This window comes from Nocardia sp. NPDC005366, assembly GCF_040606855.1.
Taxonomy (GTDB): Bacteria; Actinomycetota; Actinomycetes; order Mycobacteriales; family Mycobacteriaceae; genus Nocardia.
The window spans coordinates 1-17327 of sequence record NZ_JBEXFQ010000017.1 but is presented as its reverse complement, the minus strand read 5'-3'; the positions used below and the strand labels follow the sequence as shown (position 1 = coordinate 17327).

Sequence of the window (17327 nt, the reverse complement as noted above, 5' to 3'; positions counted from 1 at the left end):
TGCTTCGTGACCGGCCGCCGGATCGACGAAGGTGAGGTGCGCTCATGAGTTTCGCCGTGGAAGTACAGGGACTGTCCAAGAACTACGGCAAGATTCGAGTGCTCGACAATATCGACCTGCAGATTCCCGCGGGCACCGTCATGGGCCTGCTCGGACCGAATGGTGCGGGCAAGACCACCACGGTCAGGATCGTCACCACACTGCTGCGGCCGTGTGCGGGATCGGTGCACGTGGCGGGCGTCGATGTGTTGCGCGACCCCGCGGCCGCGCGCAGGCGTATCGGGCTCTCGGGCCAGTACGCCGCGGTGGACGAGAATCTGACCGGATACGAGAACCTACGCATGGTTTCGAGGCTGTACGGCATGTCGCCGCGTCAGTCGGCCGCGCGGGCCACCGAACTGCTCGGCGCGTTCGGCCTCGACCATGCCGCGCAACGGCGCGCGGGCACCTACTCCGGCGGTATGGCGCGACGTCTCGATCTGGCGGGAGCGCTGGTCGCGCGGCCCGCGGTCGTCGTCCTCGACGAGCCGACCACCGGTCTCGACCCGCGCGGACGCCTCGATATGTGGCAGGTCATCGGCGATCTCGTCGACGACGGCACCACCGTGCTGCTCACCACCCAGTACCTGGAAGAGGCCGATCTGCTCGCCGATCGGATCACCGTGATCGACCGCGGCAAGGTGATCGCGAGAGGTTCGGCCGACGAATTGAAAACCTCCATCGGCGGTGACCGGCTGACCGTCACCCTGGCCGCCGGTCAGCAGATGGCGCCCGCGCTGCGGGTACTGGCCCAGCTCGGTGTCGGCGAACCGCTGCACGAGCCGGGCACCGACGAGGCGTCGGTGGTGGTGGGCGACGGATCGCGCACCATGGTCGAGGCCCTGCGCAGACTCGACGACGCCGGGGTCTGCGTTCTCGACGCGAACGTCCACCGGCCGAGCCTGGACGACGCCTTTCTTTCCCTCACCGGTACTCCCGCGAGCGACTCGGTCGCGGAGCCGGAAAACGACGACGTACAAGAGGAGATCATGTCGTGAGTGTCGCCGGTACCGTCGTGAAAGACGAAGCGCCGAGTGCGGATTCCACCGACTCGGTGAATAGGCCGGTGAGTCATGAGATCACGCCGCCGCGCCTGCGGATCTTCCGCGACAGCGCGATCGTCGCCTACCGCAATCTGTTGACGATCCTGCGGGTGCCGACGCTACTCGTCACCGCGACCATCCAGCCGCTGATGTTCGTTTTCCTCTTCGCCTACATCTTCGGTGCCTCGCTCGGTGGCAGCCAGTACCGCGAATTCCTGCTCGCGGGCATCTTCGCGCAGACGGTCGCCTTCAACGCGGCGTTCACCACCGTCGGCCTGGCCGGTGATCTCCACAAGGGCATCATCGACCGCATGCGCACACTGCCGATGTCACGGTTGGCGGTGCTGATGGGACGCACGCTCTCGGATCTCGTGGTCAATGTCGTGAGCCTGATGGTCATGGTCGGATGCGGTTACGTGGTCGGGTGGCGCATCAACGGCGGTATCGGGGACGCGGCGCTCGCGTTCGCCATCATCTTGCTGTTCGCCTTCGCGATGTCCTGGGTCGGCGCGTTGACCGGTCTCATGTCGCCCACCGTGGAGGTGGCCCAGAGCGCCGGTCTGATCTGGCTGTTCCCGTTGTCGTTCATCTCCTCGGCGTTCATCTCCGCCGAAACGCTGCCGGGTCCGTTGCGCACCATCGCCGAATGGAATCCGATCACCGCCGTCTCGGCGGCGGGACGCACGCTGTTCGACAACGGTGCGCCGCCCACGTTCACCCCGGCGAGCGGATGGGCGGCCGATCACTGCATCGAATACGCCATCGGATGCTCGATCGCGATCCTTGCCGTCGCCGTGCCGCTCGCGCTGTTGCGGTACCGCAAGGTCGCCAGCCACTAGATTCCGAAGCGCACGTGTCGCGCGTGCGGTGATACACCGCTACAAACGCCGTACCACGACGCCCGACTCGCGAAAAAGGCCGCTTCCCCGAAACGGGAAGCGGCCTTGCCGATTGTGCTGGACTCGGTACCTCTAGACCCTGCGACGAGTCTTCAGCAGGTCGAGGCGCTCTTTGAGCAACTCCTCCAACTCGTCCTTGCTGCGACGCTCGAGCAGCATGTCCCAGTGTGTGCGCGGAGGCTTGACCTTCTTGGTCTCCTGGGTGGTGCCCTCGAGGAGGATGCCCTCCTGGCCGTTGCGGCACAGCCAGGTCGGGGGGATCTCCGCATCGTCGGCGAAGGGAACGTCGAATTCCTCGCCGTTATCGGTGCGGTACCGGGCAATCCGACGCGGCGCCAAGTCGTGGTCGCGATCGGTCTCGTAGCTCACCGCTCCGAGCCGACTGCCCCGGAGTACGCGATCTGCCATGGTGTGCCTCTCCCTGTGTGCTCGAGTCTGTGTTGCGCTGCGACCGTGTTCGGACGAGCACGTCGCGCGCTCACCGGACCTTCGGTACAACGAACGGGCCTGCCTGAATAGTTCCCGCCCCGGCGACGGTGAACCGTGCAATTGTAGTGGTCGTCCGTCCTCCACCTGACCGCGACCCCGGATCTGTCCTGGATTGCCAAGCCCCGCAACGGCAATTGGCGCCGCCTCGGCGCGCAGGGCTATCGTGTGCGACGTGCCTCATACGCCCAGGTCAGGCAATGCCGCCGCCCAACGTCAGCTGTCCTGCCTGTGGTGCGGGCGCGAAATCGTCGAGTCTGAGTCCGGGCGCCGTCGCAGGTACTGCCGACAGTCGTGCCGTCAGCGCGCCTACGAGAATCGTAACAGTCTCAAAGGAACCGGCATTCCCGACGATTCGGTCGTGCTCAGCGCTCAAGAAGCCGCTGACCTGGCCGATCGCTGGTTCGCGGCGCGCTGCGCGGCCGAGGACGTCGCGATAGCGATCGAGGAGGGCGCCGACACCGGCGAACTCATGGCACTGAGCAAAACCCTGCTCGAGCTCACCCGAGAGGCAGAACGACTGCGCTGAGCGCGGGCGTGTCGCGGGACTCCCGCCGCACCAGATCGCGTCCTCGCAGGTAGACCAGGACCGTCAGTCCCGCGACCAGCGCCACCAGACCGGCGAAGACGCCGATGGTCGTGTCGTCCGGGTGCACGAGCGACTGGGCTCGCATCGCCTGCCAGAAGACCAGAGCGAACACGCCGGTGTAGCCGAGGGCGAGCACGCCGATCAATGCGGCGCGGGTACATTCGGCCCGCAGCCAGGGGTAGCGCGTCGCCAGCCACGCCGAGACGATCGCGGCGAGTAACAACACCTGGATGGCGTGCAATCCGACGAAGTGCGCGATCCTGAGGTCGCCGCCGGTCGTGCTCCAGTGCGTGATCGGCATTCCGTCCACGTCGCGGGCCGCCTCGGTGCGGGATGCGGCGTCGATCACGGTATGCCCGGCGACCAATTCCACGACGTCGCCGTCGGCATCGAGTACCCGCTGCTTACCGGTGAACCCCATCAGATAGGCCTGCGCCATCCCGAGTACGGCCAGCGCCAGTCCGGCGTGGATCGCCCGCGCGGTCGGCCGGTCGACCAGTCGCTGCCACGAAAGGATCAGCACGATAACCAGATTCGCCAGGAACAGTCCCGGTACACCGGAGGTGAAGATCTGCTGTCCGATGACGTTCACCGGGTCGGGATCGGAATTGTTGAAATGACTGAAGGTGCCGCGGGCCGCCTGGACGGCGATGAATCCGACATCGACGACGCCGGTGGTCGCGAAGACGGCGCCGAGCCACCAGGTGGCGCGATGACCCCGGTGCGGCAGGGAGAGCAGCCAGGCCAGCGTCAGCCCGTAGAGGGCGAAGGCGAAGCCGAACTTCAATGGTTTCAGCCACACCGACTCGCCGAGCAGCATGCGTTCGTCGAGTAGCAAGCCGCCGATCGAGACGATCACCAATGCCGTCATCAAGGCGACCATGGCGAGCAGCGGGCGATGCAGACGCCCGCCCTGCGGTACCGGCGCCGGAGCGCGGCCACGCCGTCCCGGCTCGGAATCCGTTATCGCGGAATCGATATCGTTCTCGGGCATATACCGAAAATAGGAATCGCGCGCGCTGGGCGTCGTCCCGCCGCGGGACCATTCGACGGTAGTACCGGAGTACCGGATCGGGCCGCGACGTACACCGGGGTAGGGGATCGGCATACGACGCGCGGGCGGCCACGAAACTCAGGCCGGGGATCGGAAGACGTCGATGCCGCGCCCGACGAGCCACGGCAGCGGATCGATTTTGCCTGCCTCGGGATGGTGGACCTCGTAGTGCAGGTGCGGTCCGGTGGAGTAGCCACGATTGCCGACCGTCGCGATGACATCACCGGCGTGGACCTCTTGGCCGACGGAGGACAGGATGTCGTTGACATGTCCGTAGACGCCGATGGTGCCGTCGTCCTGTTGCACTCGCACCCACAGGCCGAAGCCGGAGGCCGGTCCCGCTTCGACCACGACACCGTCGGTGACGGCCGTGATGGGCGTGCCGAGCGGTTCGCCGAAGTCGATTCCGGCGTGCATGGCGCCCCAGCGCATCCCGAAGTTGGATGTCAGGATGCCGTCGACCGGGCGGACGGTACGGGGCCGTGCGGCCTCGGTGGCGATGCGGTGCTGTTCCATGAGCACGGACTCGGGGATGATCTGGGGCACCTGGGCTTCGGGTGGGGTGAACGCGGTGAAGGCGGCGTTCTGGACATGGGCTGCTTCGGCGGTGAATGGGCCCGCGCTCGGGTCGGTGGTCTCGGAGGCGGTGAGCCGCGCACAGTACCTGTCGGCCCCGCACTTGTCGGCACCGCACTTGTCGGCACCGTGCATGTCGGCGCCGATGAACACACCCAGCGAGGCGGTGACGACGGCGGACACGGCTACCGCGCGAGTCGCGACTCGATGACGACGAGGGTGGTTCGCGACGGGCCGACGAGAAGATAACGGATCGGTCACGGGCATTCCCCGAAGGTACGGGTCCTAACCGGGGCTTCAGCCATCCTGTGGCAACCATCACGGGTTGGTAAAATCGCCGTAGATATGTCACGACAGGGTAACGAAACCGGGCGCAAGACGAATCTGCCTGGGATTTTGCGTGACCGTCACGAATTGACCGCAACCTCGCCCGGTGGCCACACTGATTAAGTGCTGACTAATGGAGTGCGTGCCCTACAGGCCCTCGGCGATCCGACGCGCCGCGCCATCTTCGAGGCGCTGCCGCAGGCTCCCCGGTCGGTCGGCGAACTTGCCGCACTCGTCGACGTGACCAGCTCCGCGGTCTCCCAACACCTGCGCGTGCTCAGGGACGCCCGCCTGGTCATGGTGCGCGCCGACGGCACCCGCCGCCTGTATTCGCTCGACCCGCGAGGTCTCAGCGACGCCCGCGACTACCTCGAACAGTTCTGGCCGAGCGCCCTCGCCGCCTACGCCGCGGCCCTCGGTGACGCGAGAGCGGACGCGCGGCCCGTGACCGAAGATTGACGCGCGCCCTCAGCCGACGCGGCGATAGGAAGCGCGGCGGCGCTCGGTTCCCGGCCAGGTGCGACGGGCGAGTTGTTTGTCGACCGCGTCCACGACCTCGTCGACACCGATGCGCAGTAGTCCGGGGTCGGGGGTCTGAGCGTCCGGATCGCCGATCTGGCCGGCCCACAGCACAGCGTGCCTGGCGAGCAGGTGCGCGGGCGGGCCGCTCCATCGGGGTGGGGTCGGGCCGAAGATCAGCACCGTGCGGGTGCCGAACGCGGTGGCGAGATGGGCGACTCCCGTATCGCCGGAGACGACGAGCGATGCCTCCGCGACGGTGGCGGCGAGTTCGATCAGATTCTGCTCGCCGGCGAGTACCCGGCTGACCGGAAGTCCGGCGCGCGCGGCGATACTCAGCGCGAGATCGCGTTCGAATTCGTCACCGGTGAGCACCACATCGCGGCCGACCACGAGCAGATGCCGCACGACGGCGGCGAATCGCTCCGGCGGCCAGCGGCGCGCCGGAGCGCCCGCACCGATATGGACGACGACGCAGTCGCGGTGGCTGATGGTCGACACCGGCGGCACGAGACCCAGGTTGCGTCGGTCGGCGGCGATGCCGCCGCATTCGAGCAGATGGCACCAGCGCTCCACCTCGTGCATATCCGTCTGCCAGACCGGGCCGTTCACATCGGGGACCGCCGGATCGCGGTAGCTCAGGATGCGCTTCGGGTCGGTTCTGCTCAGCGCCGCGATGCCATCGGCCCCTGGGCCGTGCAGATTCACCGCGAGTTCGGGCGGCGGGCCGTCCCATCGCAGTGCGGCCGGATCCGCGGTCGGCACCACGGTGTCCACGGGCGCGATGAGGTCGATGATCGGCTTGAGTCGCTGGGGAGCGGCGAGCGCGATGTGGTCGCGCGGCTCGGCCCGACGCAGCGCGCGAAGCGCTGGGACCGCGGTGAGCAACTCGCCCAGTCCGCGTGCCTGTAGCACGAGTACTACCGCCACCCTCTACTCCTAGCCACCAGAAACCCGTCGACCACCGCGCCTCGTCGCACCTGGGAGGCGAACACGACAAGAGTCACTAGGGATGACTTCCCACGGCGCGCCGGCGGTAAACGTCGAGAACGTGCCGCGTCATCGATCCCGTGGAGGGCGCGCGGCGGTAATCTCGCTGGTAACGGCATCTACAGCGAGGAGCATCCCATGGTCTCCAGGCTCAATCCGTACATCTCCTTCAGCGACAACGCGCGCGCGGCGCTCGAGTTCTATCGCGATGTATTCGGTGGCACGCTGACCGTCAGCACCTTCGGCGAATTCGGCGACAAGGAGGCCGCCGGCGCCGATCTGGTCATGCACGGCATGCTCGAATCGCCCAGCGGATTCACGCTGATGGCCGCGGACACCCCGCCCGGCATGGAATACGCACCGGGCAGCAGTATTTCGGTCAGCCTCAGCGGAGACGACGCGGACGAATTGCGCGGGTATTGGGAGAAATTGACCGCAGGCGGCGTCGTCACCGTTCCGCTGGAGAAACAGATGTGGGGCGACGAATTCGGAATGTGCCTGGACAGGTTCGGCGTCGCGTGGATGGTCAACATCACCGCCGCGGCCGGACAATAGGGCCGGTCAGAGTGGCAATCCGGGGTGGGAGTCCCACCCCGGTGCGTTAATGGCAAATTGCCAGCGAACTAATGCTGCAAGGCTTAGCATCGAGGTCATGACCACAAATAGCGCGCTAGAGGGCCCTCTCGAGTCGCTTGCGAAGAGTGCCTGGCAATCGGTGATGGTCATCGGCCTCCTGTCGGTGGTCATCGGCATCATGATGTTGGTGTGGCCCGGGCCCACCCTGGTGGTCGCCGGCATCCTTTTCGGCATCTACCTGGTCGTCACCGGTGTCCTGCAATTGGTCGCGGCGTTCGGCACCAGCGTCAGCGCCGGTATGCGGGTGCTGTTGTTCATCACGGGCGTGCTGTGCATCATCATCGGGATCTTCTGCTTCCGGGATGAGCTGGCCTCGATCATGCTGCTGGGCCTGTGGATCGGGATCGGCTGGCTGTTCCGTGGTATCGCGATTCTGATGGGCGCGATCTCCGAACCCGTGCCGGGCCGGGGGTGGCAGATCTTCTTCGGTGTCCTCACCGCCATCGCCGGTGTGGTGCTGATCGTGTGGCCGATCTCCTCCACGACGACACTGGTGCTCGTCGCGGGTATCTGGCTGATCGTGCTCGGGGTCATGGAGGTGATCACCTCCTTCGGTATCAGGAAGGACGCGAAGGCAATTCCGGCCGGTATCTGATCATCGGGCGCACCGGGTGCGGGCACCCGGTCGCGCGAGTGGCATCTATTGCATATGTCCAGGTAGTAATGTCTTTTGGCGAGTTCTCTGGCTAATTGCCAGCAAAATGTGTTCTGCTCCCTGTGTGAACCAAGTCCACTTGGGGCACGTATTCCACCTCGCCGGACGTCCCACCGTCCAGGACGCGGCGGATGCGCTGGTCTCCCTTCCGAATGGTGCTCTGGTCGTGGCCGGCGACGGTCGAATCGTCTACTGCGGTGATCGTGACGAGATACCCCCCGAATTCGGAGGCGGGGAGATCATCGACCACCGCCCCGGATTCCTGCTTCCCGGCTTCGTCGACACCCACATCCATTTTCCCCAGACCTTCGCCGGTGACGCATACGGCGGCGGCCAACTGCTCGAATGGCTCGAACTGTGCATCTACCCGGCCGAATCCCGGTTCGCCGATCCCGAGTACGCGCGGCAGGCAGCCGCCGAATTCTGTGCGCGGCGTATCGCGGCGGGCACGACGGCCGCGATGGTGTTCGGATCGGCCTTCCGGCACGCGCAGGACGCGCTGTTCGCCGAGACGCACCGTCGCGGCCTGCGCGTCGTCAGCGGTCGGGGTATCCAGACGACAGGCGAGGCGTCGGTGGCCTCGCTGCTCATCCCCGAGCACGATGTGGTCCGGCTGACCCGCGCGGAGATCGATGCCTGGCATGCCGCCGACACCGGCGATGTCGACACCGCCCTGCTGCACGTGGCGGTCATCCCCCGATTCTCGCTCTCGGTGACGCGCGAGACGCTGTTCAACCTCGGTGAGCTCTACGACTCCGTCCGTGAGCGCGGCGTCTATTTCCACAGCCACCTCAATGAGAACAATCGTCCAGGCACCGGCGAAGTCGACACCACCAAGCAGGTGTACGGGGTGAACTCCTACCTCGATACCTACGACGGGAAATTCCTGCCGGGATCGGCGGTGGGCGGACAGAGCATGCTCGGTCGGCGCAGCATTCTCGCCCACTGCGTGCACTGCCAGGACGTCGAACTGGAGCGGATGGCCTCGACCGGCACGTCGATCGCGCACTGCCCGGTATCGCAGCAATTCCTCGGATCGGGCACGATGCCGTGGAAACGGACGATCGCCTCGGGTGTGAACGTGGCCGCTGGCACCGATTTCGGCGGCGGCGACGAATGGTCGATCCCCCGGGTGCTGTCCGCGGCGTTCAAAGTCCATATCTCCGAATCCGGCGCGGCCGCGGTGTCGATGCATCCGGCGCAGATGCTGTTCACCGGAACGCTGGCCGGTGCGCGTGCTCTCGATATGGAGCGCCGGTTCGGGAATTTCGATCTCGGCAAGGAAGCCGACTTTCTCGTCGTCGACCCGGCGGGAACCCCGGCGCTGGCGGGCAGGCTGACACACGGTGTCCGCTCCGAAGATCCGGCTCTCGCACGCGACCAGACGTTGTTCACGCTGCTGACGGGAATGGACGAGACCACGATCGCCGAGGTCTACGTGCAGGGTCGTCGTATCGACGACCATTAGCCCGCGCCGATGAACGCCACCGCGATCACCGTATTCCACCGCCCGGCCGACGCCGCGTCCTTCCGTGCGTGGCTGGCGCGAATGGTCGAAATCGCCACGGCCACGGAGGGTTTCGTCGAGTCGTCTCGTGCGGCCGACGCGGAACCGCCGTTGGAATCGGGATTGAGCGTCACCTTCGGTTCGGAGCGGTCGGCGAACGAATTCCTGGATTCCCCGGCCAGGTCCCGCGTGCTGGCCGAGGGGGAGGCACTCGGATTCCACCGCAGAAGTTCGGACCTGATCGTCGTCGAGGGCGAACTGCCACCGCCCGGCGTCGGCGTATTCCACCACACAGTCTCCCCGGGCAGAGAATCCGACTTCGTCGCGACCGAAGCGCGATTGGTGACGTTGAGTGCCACCTTCCCCGGATTCGACGGCGCCGCGCTGTTCCGCGCGGGCGATTCGGGACGCTGGATCTCGGTGCTGCGCTTTCGCACGGCCGAGCACCTGTCGGTGTGGATGCGTTCCGAACAACGCGCCGCCGCTCTGCCCGCGCTGCGTTCCGAACTCGACGAGGACTTCTCGGCCGTGGCGCACACGACCCCGTTCGGATCGACCCTGCGCACCGTCGACGGGGAGACCCGCGTCACTCCGACGTGGAAGATCGCCATGCTGGTCCTGCTCGTGCTCTATCCGACGGTCATGACGCTCTCACGATTCTTCGGCCCGGTACTCGACGCGATGGGCGCACCGCCCTGGCTGGCCATGTGGCTCAGCCAGATCGTGAGCGTCGCCCTGATGAGCTGGATCCTGTCCCCGGCGGTCGCCGTCTGCTTCCGCCGCTGGCTGGACCCGGTCGACGGTGCGGGCAGAGGTGTCAGTGCGATCGGCGCGGCCGTCGTTGTCGTCGTCTACGCGCTGACCCTGCTGGTGTTCGCCTCGGTGAAATGGCTCCAGTACTGGGATTACGACTGATGTATCGAGCGCTCCGTGAACGCGCCGGAGTTTCCGGCCGACCCGCGGTCGACGTTCCGGAGAGCACCCGCCCGCCCGGCACCGCCCGGAAATTCGTAGCGAACCGAGGAGCAGCATCTCCGGTGCGGAACCGGTCATCGGCGAGTATCCGGCGTCGACCGGGTGCGCGCAGACCGATTGCCTCCGCTATTTCAACTGTGGCACAACCGAATCCGCATCTCGTATGCTGAGAGGGAACCGAGGGTGGGAGTCGGCCGGTGAAGCGTTTTCTGTTCCTGATGATGGCGGTCGTCGTGGCCGCGTCGACCTTCGACTATGTCGGATCACCCGGCTATTACGGCCCGGTTGTGCTCGGCGGAATCGTCGCCGCCTTCCTGCTGTTCGAGAAGTCTCTCGGATAGTCGACGGGGGGCGACGCACGACGTCGCCCGTGTCGGTGCGCATGACGGGGAGGATCGTCGGGCGGTGACGATCCCGGTCCGGCGCACCGGGATCACACGTTGGCGGGGGTATCCGAATCGCGGTTCGATGCCGCGTTCGGCCTGGCGAATCGGCCGACGGCGTCGAGATGGGCGAGCGCCTGGGCATAGGAGTCGAACAGGCCGGTCTGGAGGTAGGGGATATCGCGTTCGGCACAGAACTGTTCCACGATCGGCTGGGCTCGGCGCAGGTTCGGGCGCGGCATGGACGGGAAGAGATGATGTTCGATCTGGTAGTTCAGACCGCCCATGGCCGTGTCGATGACGGGCCCGCCGATGACGTTGCGGGATGTGAGCACCTGGCGGCGCAGGAAATCCACCGAATCGCCCTCGTGCAGTACTTCCATGCCTTTGTGGTTGGGGGCGAAGGTACAGCCCATGTAGAACCCGAACAGTCCCTGCTGCACGAGGAGGAAGGCCACCGCCTTGGCCGGTGACAGCACCAGGAAGACCATGGCGAGATAGCCGGCGAAATGCGCCGCGAGCAGCATGCCCTCCCAGAACCGGTTCGGTATCGCCCAGCGCAGAACCGCCCTGACGCTCGAGAAATGCAGACTGCCCGCCTCGAGCAGCAGCATCGGGAAGAACAACCAGGCCTGGTAGCGGAAGATGAATCGCCGGAAGCTTGTCTCGGTCCGAGCGCGGTCGCTGGAATATGCCAGCACGCCCATCACGTCCGGGTCGGCGCCCTCGGTATTGGGGTGGGCGTGGTGGCGGTTGTGGTTGGCTACCCACCAGCCGATGCTCAATCCGATCGCGAGATTGCCCACGATCGCCCCGAACAGGTAATTGGCCTTGCGGCTTCCGAATATCTGCTTATGCCCGGCGTCGTGACCGAGGAAGGCGAGTTGGGCGAAGACCGCCGCAAGGAACGCCGCGACACCCAGTTGCCACCACGATTCGCCGAGCAGGACGAAGGCAGCCCATCCGCCGACGAACGCCACCGCGGTGAGCGCGATTCTCCAGTAGTAGTACCGCGATCGCCGATCCAGCAACCCCGCGTCCCGCACGCGGCGCAACAGCACCGAGAACTCGCTACCACGCGTCTTCGCGTCCGGTTCGGTCCGTGACCGTCCGCTCGCTTCGTCGCGGTCGGCCGCGACCAGTGCGCTCGTCGCGGCGCCGGAAGTCGGCGTCACCCGATCGGCAGTGCTGTCAATTACCACGGGTGGCCTGCACATCCCTATGCGTCATTGTCGGTTCGGGCCGCGACTTTCATCCATCGAGCCTGCGCAGACCCTAGCGGGCTGTCCGAAATTCGTAAATCGCGGCCCGCGCCTCTCGTCAGAAGTATCGCGCGTCCACATCACCACCGGGTGAACCGACAGGTCGATCGACGCCACATTCGGGTGACGTTCGCGTGTCGCCGACGATGCTCGCGCGCGGGTACAGCCGATGCTCACAGCGGTCTCGTCGGTTCACCGCGCATCGGCAATGCCAACTCAGCGACCCGGATCAGCCCCTTTCCCTCTTGTGCCGTCTCCAGGGTGAATCGCGCGGACCTGCCGGTGATATCGAGACAGCCGATGGAATTGCCGAAATACGGCCCGCTCACCTTCTCCCACCGGACCGGGTCGGGCGAGATCCCGCGCCGGTCGGCCAGCCAGCGCAGCGCCGCGGCGAGCGGTTTCGCCCAGGACAGGGCGAACGCCGGGCGCATGTACTTGGGCGGATCGTTGTGGACCGGCGAGCACACCAGTTGCAGCACTTCCGATTTCGTCGGATTCGGGTATGTGGCGCGCGCGGCGTAGCTGTGGTGCACATCCCCGGACAGCACGCAGATCGTGCTCGGCGCCTCGGGCGCGTCGCCGATGCGGTGGATCAGGGCCGCCAACTGTTCGAAGGACGCACGGAACGCGGGCCAGTGTTCGAGATCGGCTGCCTGCCTGACCTTCTCGCCGAGTCTGCCGCGCCACCCCGGCAGCGCCGCCGCCCGTTCGTTGAGCGACTGGAGGTGACTCAGGGAGGGCGGCATCAGCCAGGGCAACGATGATCCGATCAGCAGATGGTCGATATCACCCGCGGCGTTCTCCTCGATCCAGGCGAATTCCTCGGACCCGACCATGAGCCGCTGACCGTCGAGAATGCGGCCGCTGCGGGTGTCGATCACCAGCAGGCGGATCCGGCCGAAGTCGCGGCGATAGCTCCACCGGGTGGGTTTGCGGCCGTCGAGCTCTTTGTCCGCCTTCTCGGCGAAATCCTCCAGCAGCTCCCGCACATCACCGGTCGCCGCACTGATCTCGCGGAAGAGTTCGTCGCCCGCCAACTCCCGCGGCCCGAAGTTGCCGAGGTGCTGGTACACCCAGTACGAGGCGAGCCCGGCGCGAATACGCCTGTTCCACCACGGTTTCGCCGCCATCTGCTCGCGCCATATCCGCGAGGTGTTCCAGTCGTCGCGCACGTCGTGGTCATCGAAGATCATCGAGGTGGGCACCGTCGACATCAGCCAGCGGATCTCCGGATCCGACCACGACTCGTGGTAGAGCTCGGCGTATTCCCGGAACGACACCACCTCGCCGCGCGGTTGCTCGTCGCCGCGTCGGCGCACGAGCCACTGCCGCATCCGTGGCGTCGGTTCGTCGGCGTAGACCTGATCGCCCAGCAGCAGGAGTGCGTCCGGCCATTGCTGTTCGGGCCGGTCCTTCATGCGCAACGCATAGGCGTCGAGCGCGTCGGGGCCGAGCCGGTCCGCTCCGAGGGCGTCCGGCGCGGTCTTGGCCGCCCGGCACGATCCGAACAGAATGGTCCGGACTGTTCCCGTGCGGATCCGGCTCGGCGGAAAATCGGACCCTGGCTCGGGCCAGGCGGTAACCCCGTCGATGGCGACCTCGTAGGGGATCGAGGCGTCGGATTCCAGATCGTCGATGACGACCAACGCGAAATGCTGTTCCCCGACCTGGAACGTCCTGGCGCGCCGTCCCAGGATCGCTACTTCGCACGAGCCGTTCGTTTCCACCCAGACGGTCGCCGAGGACGCGTCGACGTGCCGCAACACCGGGCCGAGCACCAACTCCGCCATACGACGACGTTACTGCGCCCGGGCGTGACGAGCTCGGAAATGTCGAGGGCGAGGCGAATGATGACAGAAGTATGACGCGCCCCGCGCCGGGGACTTTCCACGCGGGGGAGCGGGTTGTACGGGGAGCTGATATGAGGAGGTCATATGGCACAGGAATACAACCGGAATCCCGCGGCGGCCGCCCTGTCGCCCGAGCAGTACCACGTCACCCAGGAAAACGGCACCGAACGCCCGTTCACCGGCGAGTACTGGGACAATCACGAGCCGGGTATCTACGTGGACGTGGTATCCGGCGAGCCGTTGTTCGCCTCGGTCGACAAATTCGACAGCGGATCCGGCTGGCCGAGTTTCACCAGGCCGATCGATGCGGGCAATGTGGTCGAGAAGCGCGATCTCAGTCATCTGATGGTCCGCACCGAGGTGCGTTCGACCCACGGGGACAGTCATCTCGGGCATGTGTTCACCGATGGTCCTCGCGCGGCGGGCGGGCTGCGATACTGCATCAACTCGGCGGCCCTGCGTTTCATCCACCTCGATGACCTCGAGGCGGAAGGTTATGGGCAGTACAGAACGATCTTCACGAAGGAGGACGCGTGAGCCAGACGCGCAAGGCGATACTCGCCGGTGGATGTTTCTGGGGTATGCAGGACCTGATCCGTAAGCGGCCGGGAGTGCTGTCGACGCGGGTGGGCTACACCGGCGGCCGGAACGACCACCCCACCTACCGCAACCACCCGGGCCACGCGGAGGCCGTGGAGATCGTCTACGACCCCGCGCAGACCGACTACCGGGCGCTGCTGGAATTCCTGTTCCAGATCCACGATCCGACCACGAAGGATCGCCAGGGCAACGACATCGGCTCCAGCTACCGGTCGGCGATCTTCTACCTGGACGACGATCAGAAGAGCGTCGCCCTCGACACCATCGCCGATGTGGACGCGTCCGGCCTGTGGCCGGGCAAGGTGGTCACCGAGGTGACCCCGGCGGGCGAGTTCTGGGAGGCCGAGCCCGAGCACCAGGATTACCTGGAGAAGTACCCGAACGGCTACACCTGCCATTACCCGCGGCCGGATTGGAAGCTGCCGAAGCGGCAGACGACGGCCTCGTAAGGGGGCGGGTCGCCCGGGTAGGGCGCTCGAACGCAACCGACCGCACCACCCTCGTGGGTGGTGCGGTCGTGTGGTCTCCGCCGCGCGATAACGGCGCCGCCCGATCAGGTCGATCGTGCGATGTCCTCGCCATTCGGCGACCGGGTGAGCAGCAGGTAGGCGTAGTTCCGGTCGAGGTCGTTGCGCGGCACCAGTGAGACCACTTCGGGGGTGAACCCGTGTGCGGTCGCGATCTGCCAGAACGTGTCGATCGGAAAGATGGTCTGCGACGCGAGATTTCGGGCGTAGTTGCGTTTGTGCGGCGAACGGTCGGCATTGTCGCGGTATTTGATCTGCACGAACATCACCCCGGACGGCCCGAGCAACTCCCGTGCGATATCGAGAACGCGTCGAGCGTAATCCCGAGAGGGCAGTAGTTCGATCACGTAGAGGCAGAGAAACACATCGCAGGTACCGCGGCCGATGTGCTCGACGGCCTGCTCCGGGTGCTCGACCTCGATCAAAACCGGCTGGAACGGCGTATCGCACACCGCCCGTGTCCGGCGTTCACATTCCTCGAGGCTGGCTCGTGCGACATCGACGGCGACGAACCGATCGGCGCCGGGGGCGAACGCGACCGCGTTGGCCCCGCCGCCCGACCCCCATTCCACGACGGTCCCCATCGACGGTGCGCGGTCGAGAACCCGCGCCAGCTTGCCGAACAGGGCGAGGTGGTCATCTCCCACGCGCTCCCACTGACCGGGGATTCCGTCGCGCCAATGGGAGTTGCCCCGCCAGGCATGCGCCGCCGGGGTCGACCAGTACTGCGCGGCTTCGGCGATCACCCGTTGTTCGGAGTGTCTCGGCCCGACGCGATCCACTACGTCTCGCACCTGTCCGCGCCACCGCCGAACCATCTGCCCTGCTCGGTGCTTCACCGGTGCTCTCCGTTCGCTACCTCGATCGCCGTCGACCTGCCCCGGAAAATAGGGGTGGTTCCGACATGGCGCCTCCAAGGTAACGACAGCGACGGCTGTCGGACCACTTCGGCTGGCCGCCGATGGGTCCGTCCGCGTGGTCAGAGGGCCGTCGCGCGCTCGCCGACCGCCGAATCGCCCTCGCCCGACCGCGCGGAAGGCCGGAGGAAGAGCGCGGCGGCACCGAACAGCACCACGGTCAGCCAGATATAGGCGTTGCGGAAGAAGATCTGGAGGAAACCGCCGATATCGAGGACGGTGTCCGCCGTGGGACCGAAGTAGTGCAGGAGACCACCGGAGACCACCACCACCGCCAGGACCTGGACAAGCGGCGCGACCACACCGCGATGACGTATCGCCACCTCGGTCAGGCAGATCAGCAGGGGCGCGAGCCATACCCAGTGATGCACCCAGCTGTACGGGGACACCGCGGTGGTGGTGATACCGCACAGCACGACGGCGTGGAGTTCATATCCCCGCAGCGACAGCCGTCGCGCGAGATACAGGCAGGTCGCGGCGACGGCGACCGCGCCTGCCAGCCAGAGCATTTGGTGACCGCCGTCGACCCCCACCGCCCGTGCGAGCATGCCGCGCAGCGATTCGTTCGACAGATTCTCGGGAACCCCGACGCGGGCCGGGTCGGCGAACGCGCCGCTCCAGAACGTCAGCGAATCCTTCGGCAGCGCGACGAACCCGAGGACGACGGTCGCGGTGAACGCGCCGCCCGCGGTGGCCGCGGCGCGGTAGCGCCCGGTGAACAGCAGGTAGAGCACGAAGAACGCGGGGGTCAGTTTGATCCCGGCGGCGATGCCGGTGAGGACGCCCTTGCATCGCGCGGAGTCGGGAAGTGCCATATCCGCGAGCACTAGCAGCAGCAGGAGGATATTGATCTGTCCGAAGGCCATGGTCTGTCGCACCGGTTCGCACCACAGCAGAAGTCCGGCGAGCGCGACTCCCGTGATCGCCAGGCGCGGGTCGCGCCGGTAGCCGAGGATCGATAGCGCGGCCGAGGCCGATGCCGCCAGCATCGCGAAATTGCCGACCGCGCCGACCGCCGTGTACAGATCGCCGCTCAATCCGCCCAGCGGGACGAACAGCAGCGCGGCGAACGGGGTGTAGACGAATTCCCAGACGCCGCGGGTATTGCCGAGCAGCGGGGTGTCGTAGACGGAATCGCCGTCGGCCACCCGATTTCCGGCGATCTGGTACACGCTCAGGTCTTTGAGATGCATCCGCACCTGCGGCAGGTCGAGTACCTGCTTCAGATACCACGCGCCTGCCGCCGTGCCGAGTAAGAGGATCACCCAGAACACGACGGGCCCGACGGGGCGTCGTCGCGGCGAATGCGGGACCGAGGCGCGCGTGCCCACCTCGGCGATCAACGACAACGACACGCTCACTCCCAGCGTTCGGGTTCGGATTCGCGTTCCCACGCTAGGTTCTGTCTCCCAATCGTCTGATTAGTCAGCTTGGAGTGGCCGGTGGTGCATCATGTCCGCTGTGGCGAGGTCGGCGGGTGATCGGTTTCA

Annotated in this window: 19 protein-coding genes; 11 read left to right on the top strand and 8 right to left on the bottom strand. The window is 66.3% G+C overall.

Features of this window, described 5'->3' with window-relative positions:
• Positions 1-44 precede the first annotated feature (44 nt).
• Positions 45-1037 (top strand): ATP-binding cassette domain-containing protein, encoded by a 993-nt coding sequence (locus ABZS43_RS20235; protein WP_355037453.1) that lies wholly within the window; start codon positions 45-47, stop codon positions 1035-1037.
• A 101-nt stretch (positions 1038-1138) separates the two neighbouring features.
• Entirely contained in the window at positions 1139-1921 is a 783-nt protein-coding gene (locus ABZS43_RS20230) for an ABC transporter permease (protein ID WP_355037569.1), read from the top strand.
• A 132-nt stretch (positions 1922-2053) separates the two neighbouring features.
• Here ABZS43_RS20230 and ABZS43_RS20225 read toward each other — a convergent pair whose 3' ends face one another.
• Positions 2054-2389 carry an RNA polymerase-binding protein RbpA gene (locus ABZS43_RS20225; RefSeq protein ID WP_355037452.1) on the bottom strand — a complete coding sequence of 112 codons (336 nt, stop codon included), beginning with the start codon at positions 2387-2389 and terminating at the stop codon, positions 2054-2056.
• A gap of 253 nt (positions 2390-2642) precedes the next feature.
• Here ABZS43_RS20225 and ABZS43_RS20220 point away from each other — a divergent pair, with 253 nt between their 5' ends.
• Positions 2643-2996 carry a hypothetical protein gene (locus ABZS43_RS20220; protein ID WP_355037451.1) on the top strand — a complete coding sequence of 118 codons (354 nt, stop codon included), beginning with the start codon at positions 2643-2645 and terminating at the stop codon, positions 2994-2996.
• On the opposite strand, the gene ABZS43_RS20215 is transcribed toward ABZS43_RS20220, so the two are convergent.
• Together ABZS43_RS20215 and ABZS43_RS20210 are read right to left on the bottom strand one after the other, a co-directional pair.
• Positions 2968-4050, bottom strand: coding sequence for a hypothetical protein (locus tag ABZS43_RS20215; RefSeq protein WP_355037450.1), 1083 nt, complete (start codon positions 4048-4050; stop codon positions 2968-2970). The two genes, ABZS43_RS20220 and ABZS43_RS20215, sit on opposite strands and share 29 nt — an antisense overlap.
• A 138-nt stretch (positions 4051-4188) precedes the next feature.
• The gene (locus ABZS43_RS20210; RefSeq protein WP_355037449.1) at positions 4189-4869 is read right to left on the bottom strand and encodes a M23 family metallopeptidase; all 681 of its coding nucleotides are present in this window, start codon (positions 4867-4869) and stop codon (positions 4189-4191) included.
• A gap of 267 nt (positions 4870-5136) precedes the next feature.
• Here ABZS43_RS20210 and ABZS43_RS20205 point away from each other — a divergent pair, with 267 nt between their 5' ends.
• The gene (locus ABZS43_RS20205) at positions 5137-5472 is read left to right on the top strand and encodes a metalloregulator ArsR/SmtB family transcription factor (RefSeq protein ID WP_355037448.1); all 336 of its coding nucleotides are present in this window, start codon (positions 5137-5139) and stop codon (positions 5470-5472) included.
• Positions 5473-5481: 9 nt separating this feature from the next.
• Here the strand turns inward: ABZS43_RS20205 and ABZS43_RS20200 are convergent, their stop codons facing one another.
• Positions 5482-6462 (bottom strand): glycosyltransferase family 9 protein, encoded by a 981-nt coding sequence (locus ABZS43_RS20200; protein ID WP_355037447.1) that lies wholly within the window; start codon positions 6460-6462, stop codon positions 5482-5484.
• A 198-nt stretch (positions 6463-6660) separates the two neighbouring features.
• Between ABZS43_RS20200 and ABZS43_RS20195 the strand changes: the two genes are divergently transcribed.
• The 5 genes from ABZS43_RS20195 (at position 6661) to ABZS43_RS20175 (ending at position 10636) form a co-directional block, all read left to right on the top strand.
• Entirely contained in the window at positions 6661-7077 is a 417-nt protein-coding gene (locus ABZS43_RS20195) for a VOC family protein (RefSeq protein ID WP_355037446.1), read from the top strand.
• A 97-nt stretch (positions 7078-7174) separates the two neighbouring features.
• Positions 7175-7753 carry an HdeD family acid-resistance protein gene (locus tag ABZS43_RS20190; RefSeq protein ID WP_355037445.1) on the top strand — a complete coding sequence of 193 codons (579 nt, stop codon included), beginning with the start codon at positions 7175-7177 and terminating at the stop codon, positions 7751-7753.
• Between the two features lie 124 nt (positions 7754-7877).
• Complete coding sequence (locus tag ABZS43_RS20185; protein ID WP_355037444.1) at positions 7878-9281, top strand: amidohydrolase family protein; 1404 nt, start codon at positions 7878-7880, stop codon at positions 9279-9281.
• A 9-nt stretch (positions 9282-9290) separates the two neighbouring features.
• Positions 9291-10235, top strand: a complete 945-nt coding sequence (locus ABZS43_RS20180; RefSeq protein ID WP_355037443.1) for an antibiotic biosynthesis monooxygenase — start codon at positions 9291-9293, stop codon at positions 10233-10235.
• Between the two features lie 257 nt (positions 10236-10492).
• Positions 10493-10636 carry a hypothetical protein gene (locus ABZS43_RS20175; RefSeq protein ID WP_355037442.1) on the top strand — a complete coding sequence of 48 codons (144 nt, stop codon included), beginning with the start codon at positions 10493-10495 and terminating at the stop codon, positions 10634-10636.
• 92 nt (positions 10637-10728) lie between these two features.
• Here ABZS43_RS20175 and ABZS43_RS20170 read toward each other — a convergent pair whose 3' ends face one another.
• A complete protein-coding gene (locus tag ABZS43_RS20170) occupies positions 10729-11880 on the bottom strand; it encodes an acyl-CoA desaturase (RefSeq protein ID WP_355037441.1) in 1152 nt (383 codons plus the stop codon).
• A 233-nt stretch (positions 11881-12113) separates the two neighbouring features.
• A complete protein-coding gene (locus ABZS43_RS20165; RefSeq protein WP_355037440.1) occupies positions 12114-13733 on the bottom strand; it encodes an alkaline phosphatase D family protein in 1620 nt (539 codons plus the stop codon).
• Between the two features lie 144 nt (positions 13734-13877).
• On the opposite strand from ABZS43_RS20165, the gene msrB reads away from it, so the two are divergent.
• Complete coding sequence (gene msrB, locus ABZS43_RS20160; RefSeq protein ID WP_355037439.1) at positions 13878-14330, top strand: peptide-methionine (R)-S-oxide reductase MsrB; 453 nt, start codon at positions 13878-13880, stop codon at positions 14328-14330.
• Complete coding sequence (msrA, locus tag ABZS43_RS20155) at positions 14327-14842, top strand: peptide-methionine (S)-S-oxide reductase MsrA (RefSeq protein WP_355037438.1); 516 nt, start codon at positions 14327-14329, stop codon at positions 14840-14842. Before msrB ends, msrA begins: the two co-directional genes overlap by 4 nt.
• A 104-nt stretch (positions 14843-14946) precedes the next feature.
• On the opposite strand, the gene ABZS43_RS20150 is transcribed toward msrA, so the two are convergent.
• On the bottom strand, positions 14947-15759 hold the full coding sequence (locus tag ABZS43_RS20150) for a methyltransferase (RefSeq protein WP_355037437.1): 813 nt from the start codon (positions 15757-15759) through the stop codon (positions 14947-14949).
• A 140-nt stretch (positions 15760-15899) separates the two neighbouring features.
• The gene (locus ABZS43_RS20145) at positions 15900-17192 is read right to left on the bottom strand and encodes a glycosyltransferase 87 family protein (RefSeq protein WP_355037436.1); all 1293 of its coding nucleotides are present in this window, start codon (positions 17190-17192) and stop codon (positions 15900-15902) included.
• Positions 17193-17327 lie beyond the last annotated feature (135 nt).

Bases quoted from the DNA above. Each gene is read 5' to 3' on its own strand.
- ABZS43_RS20180 (WP_355037443.1), top strand. From the start codon at position 9,291: ATGAACGCCACCGCGATCACCGTATTCCACCGCCCGGCCGACGCCGCG.
- ABZS43_RS20190 (WP_355037445.1), top strand. From the start codon at position 7,175: ATGACCACAAATAGCGCGCTAGAGGGCCCTCTCGAGTCGCTTGCGAAG.
- ABZS43_RS20235 (WP_355037453.1), top strand. From the start codon at position 45: ATGAGTTTCGCCGTGGAAGTACAGGGACTGTCCAAGAACTACGGCAAG.
- ABZS43_RS20215 (WP_355037450.1), bottom strand. From the start codon at position 4,050: ATGCCCGAGAACGATATCGATTCCGCGATAACGGATTCCGAGCCGGGA.
- ABZS43_RS20165 (WP_355037440.1), bottom strand. From the start codon at position 13,733: ATGGCGGAGTTGGTGCTCGGCCCGGTGTTGCGGCACGTCGACGCGTCC.
- ABZS43_RS20225 (WP_355037452.1), bottom strand. From the start codon at position 2,389: ATGGCAGATCGCGTACTCCGGGGCAGTCGGCTCGGAGCGGTGAGCTAC.
- msrB (WP_355037439.1), top strand. From the start codon at position 13,878: ATGGCACAGGAATACAACCGGAATCCCGCGGCGGCCGCCCTGTCGCCC.
- ABZS43_RS20195 (WP_355037446.1), top strand. From the start codon at position 6,661: ATGGTCTCCAGGCTCAATCCGTACATCTCCTTCAGCGACAACGCGCGC.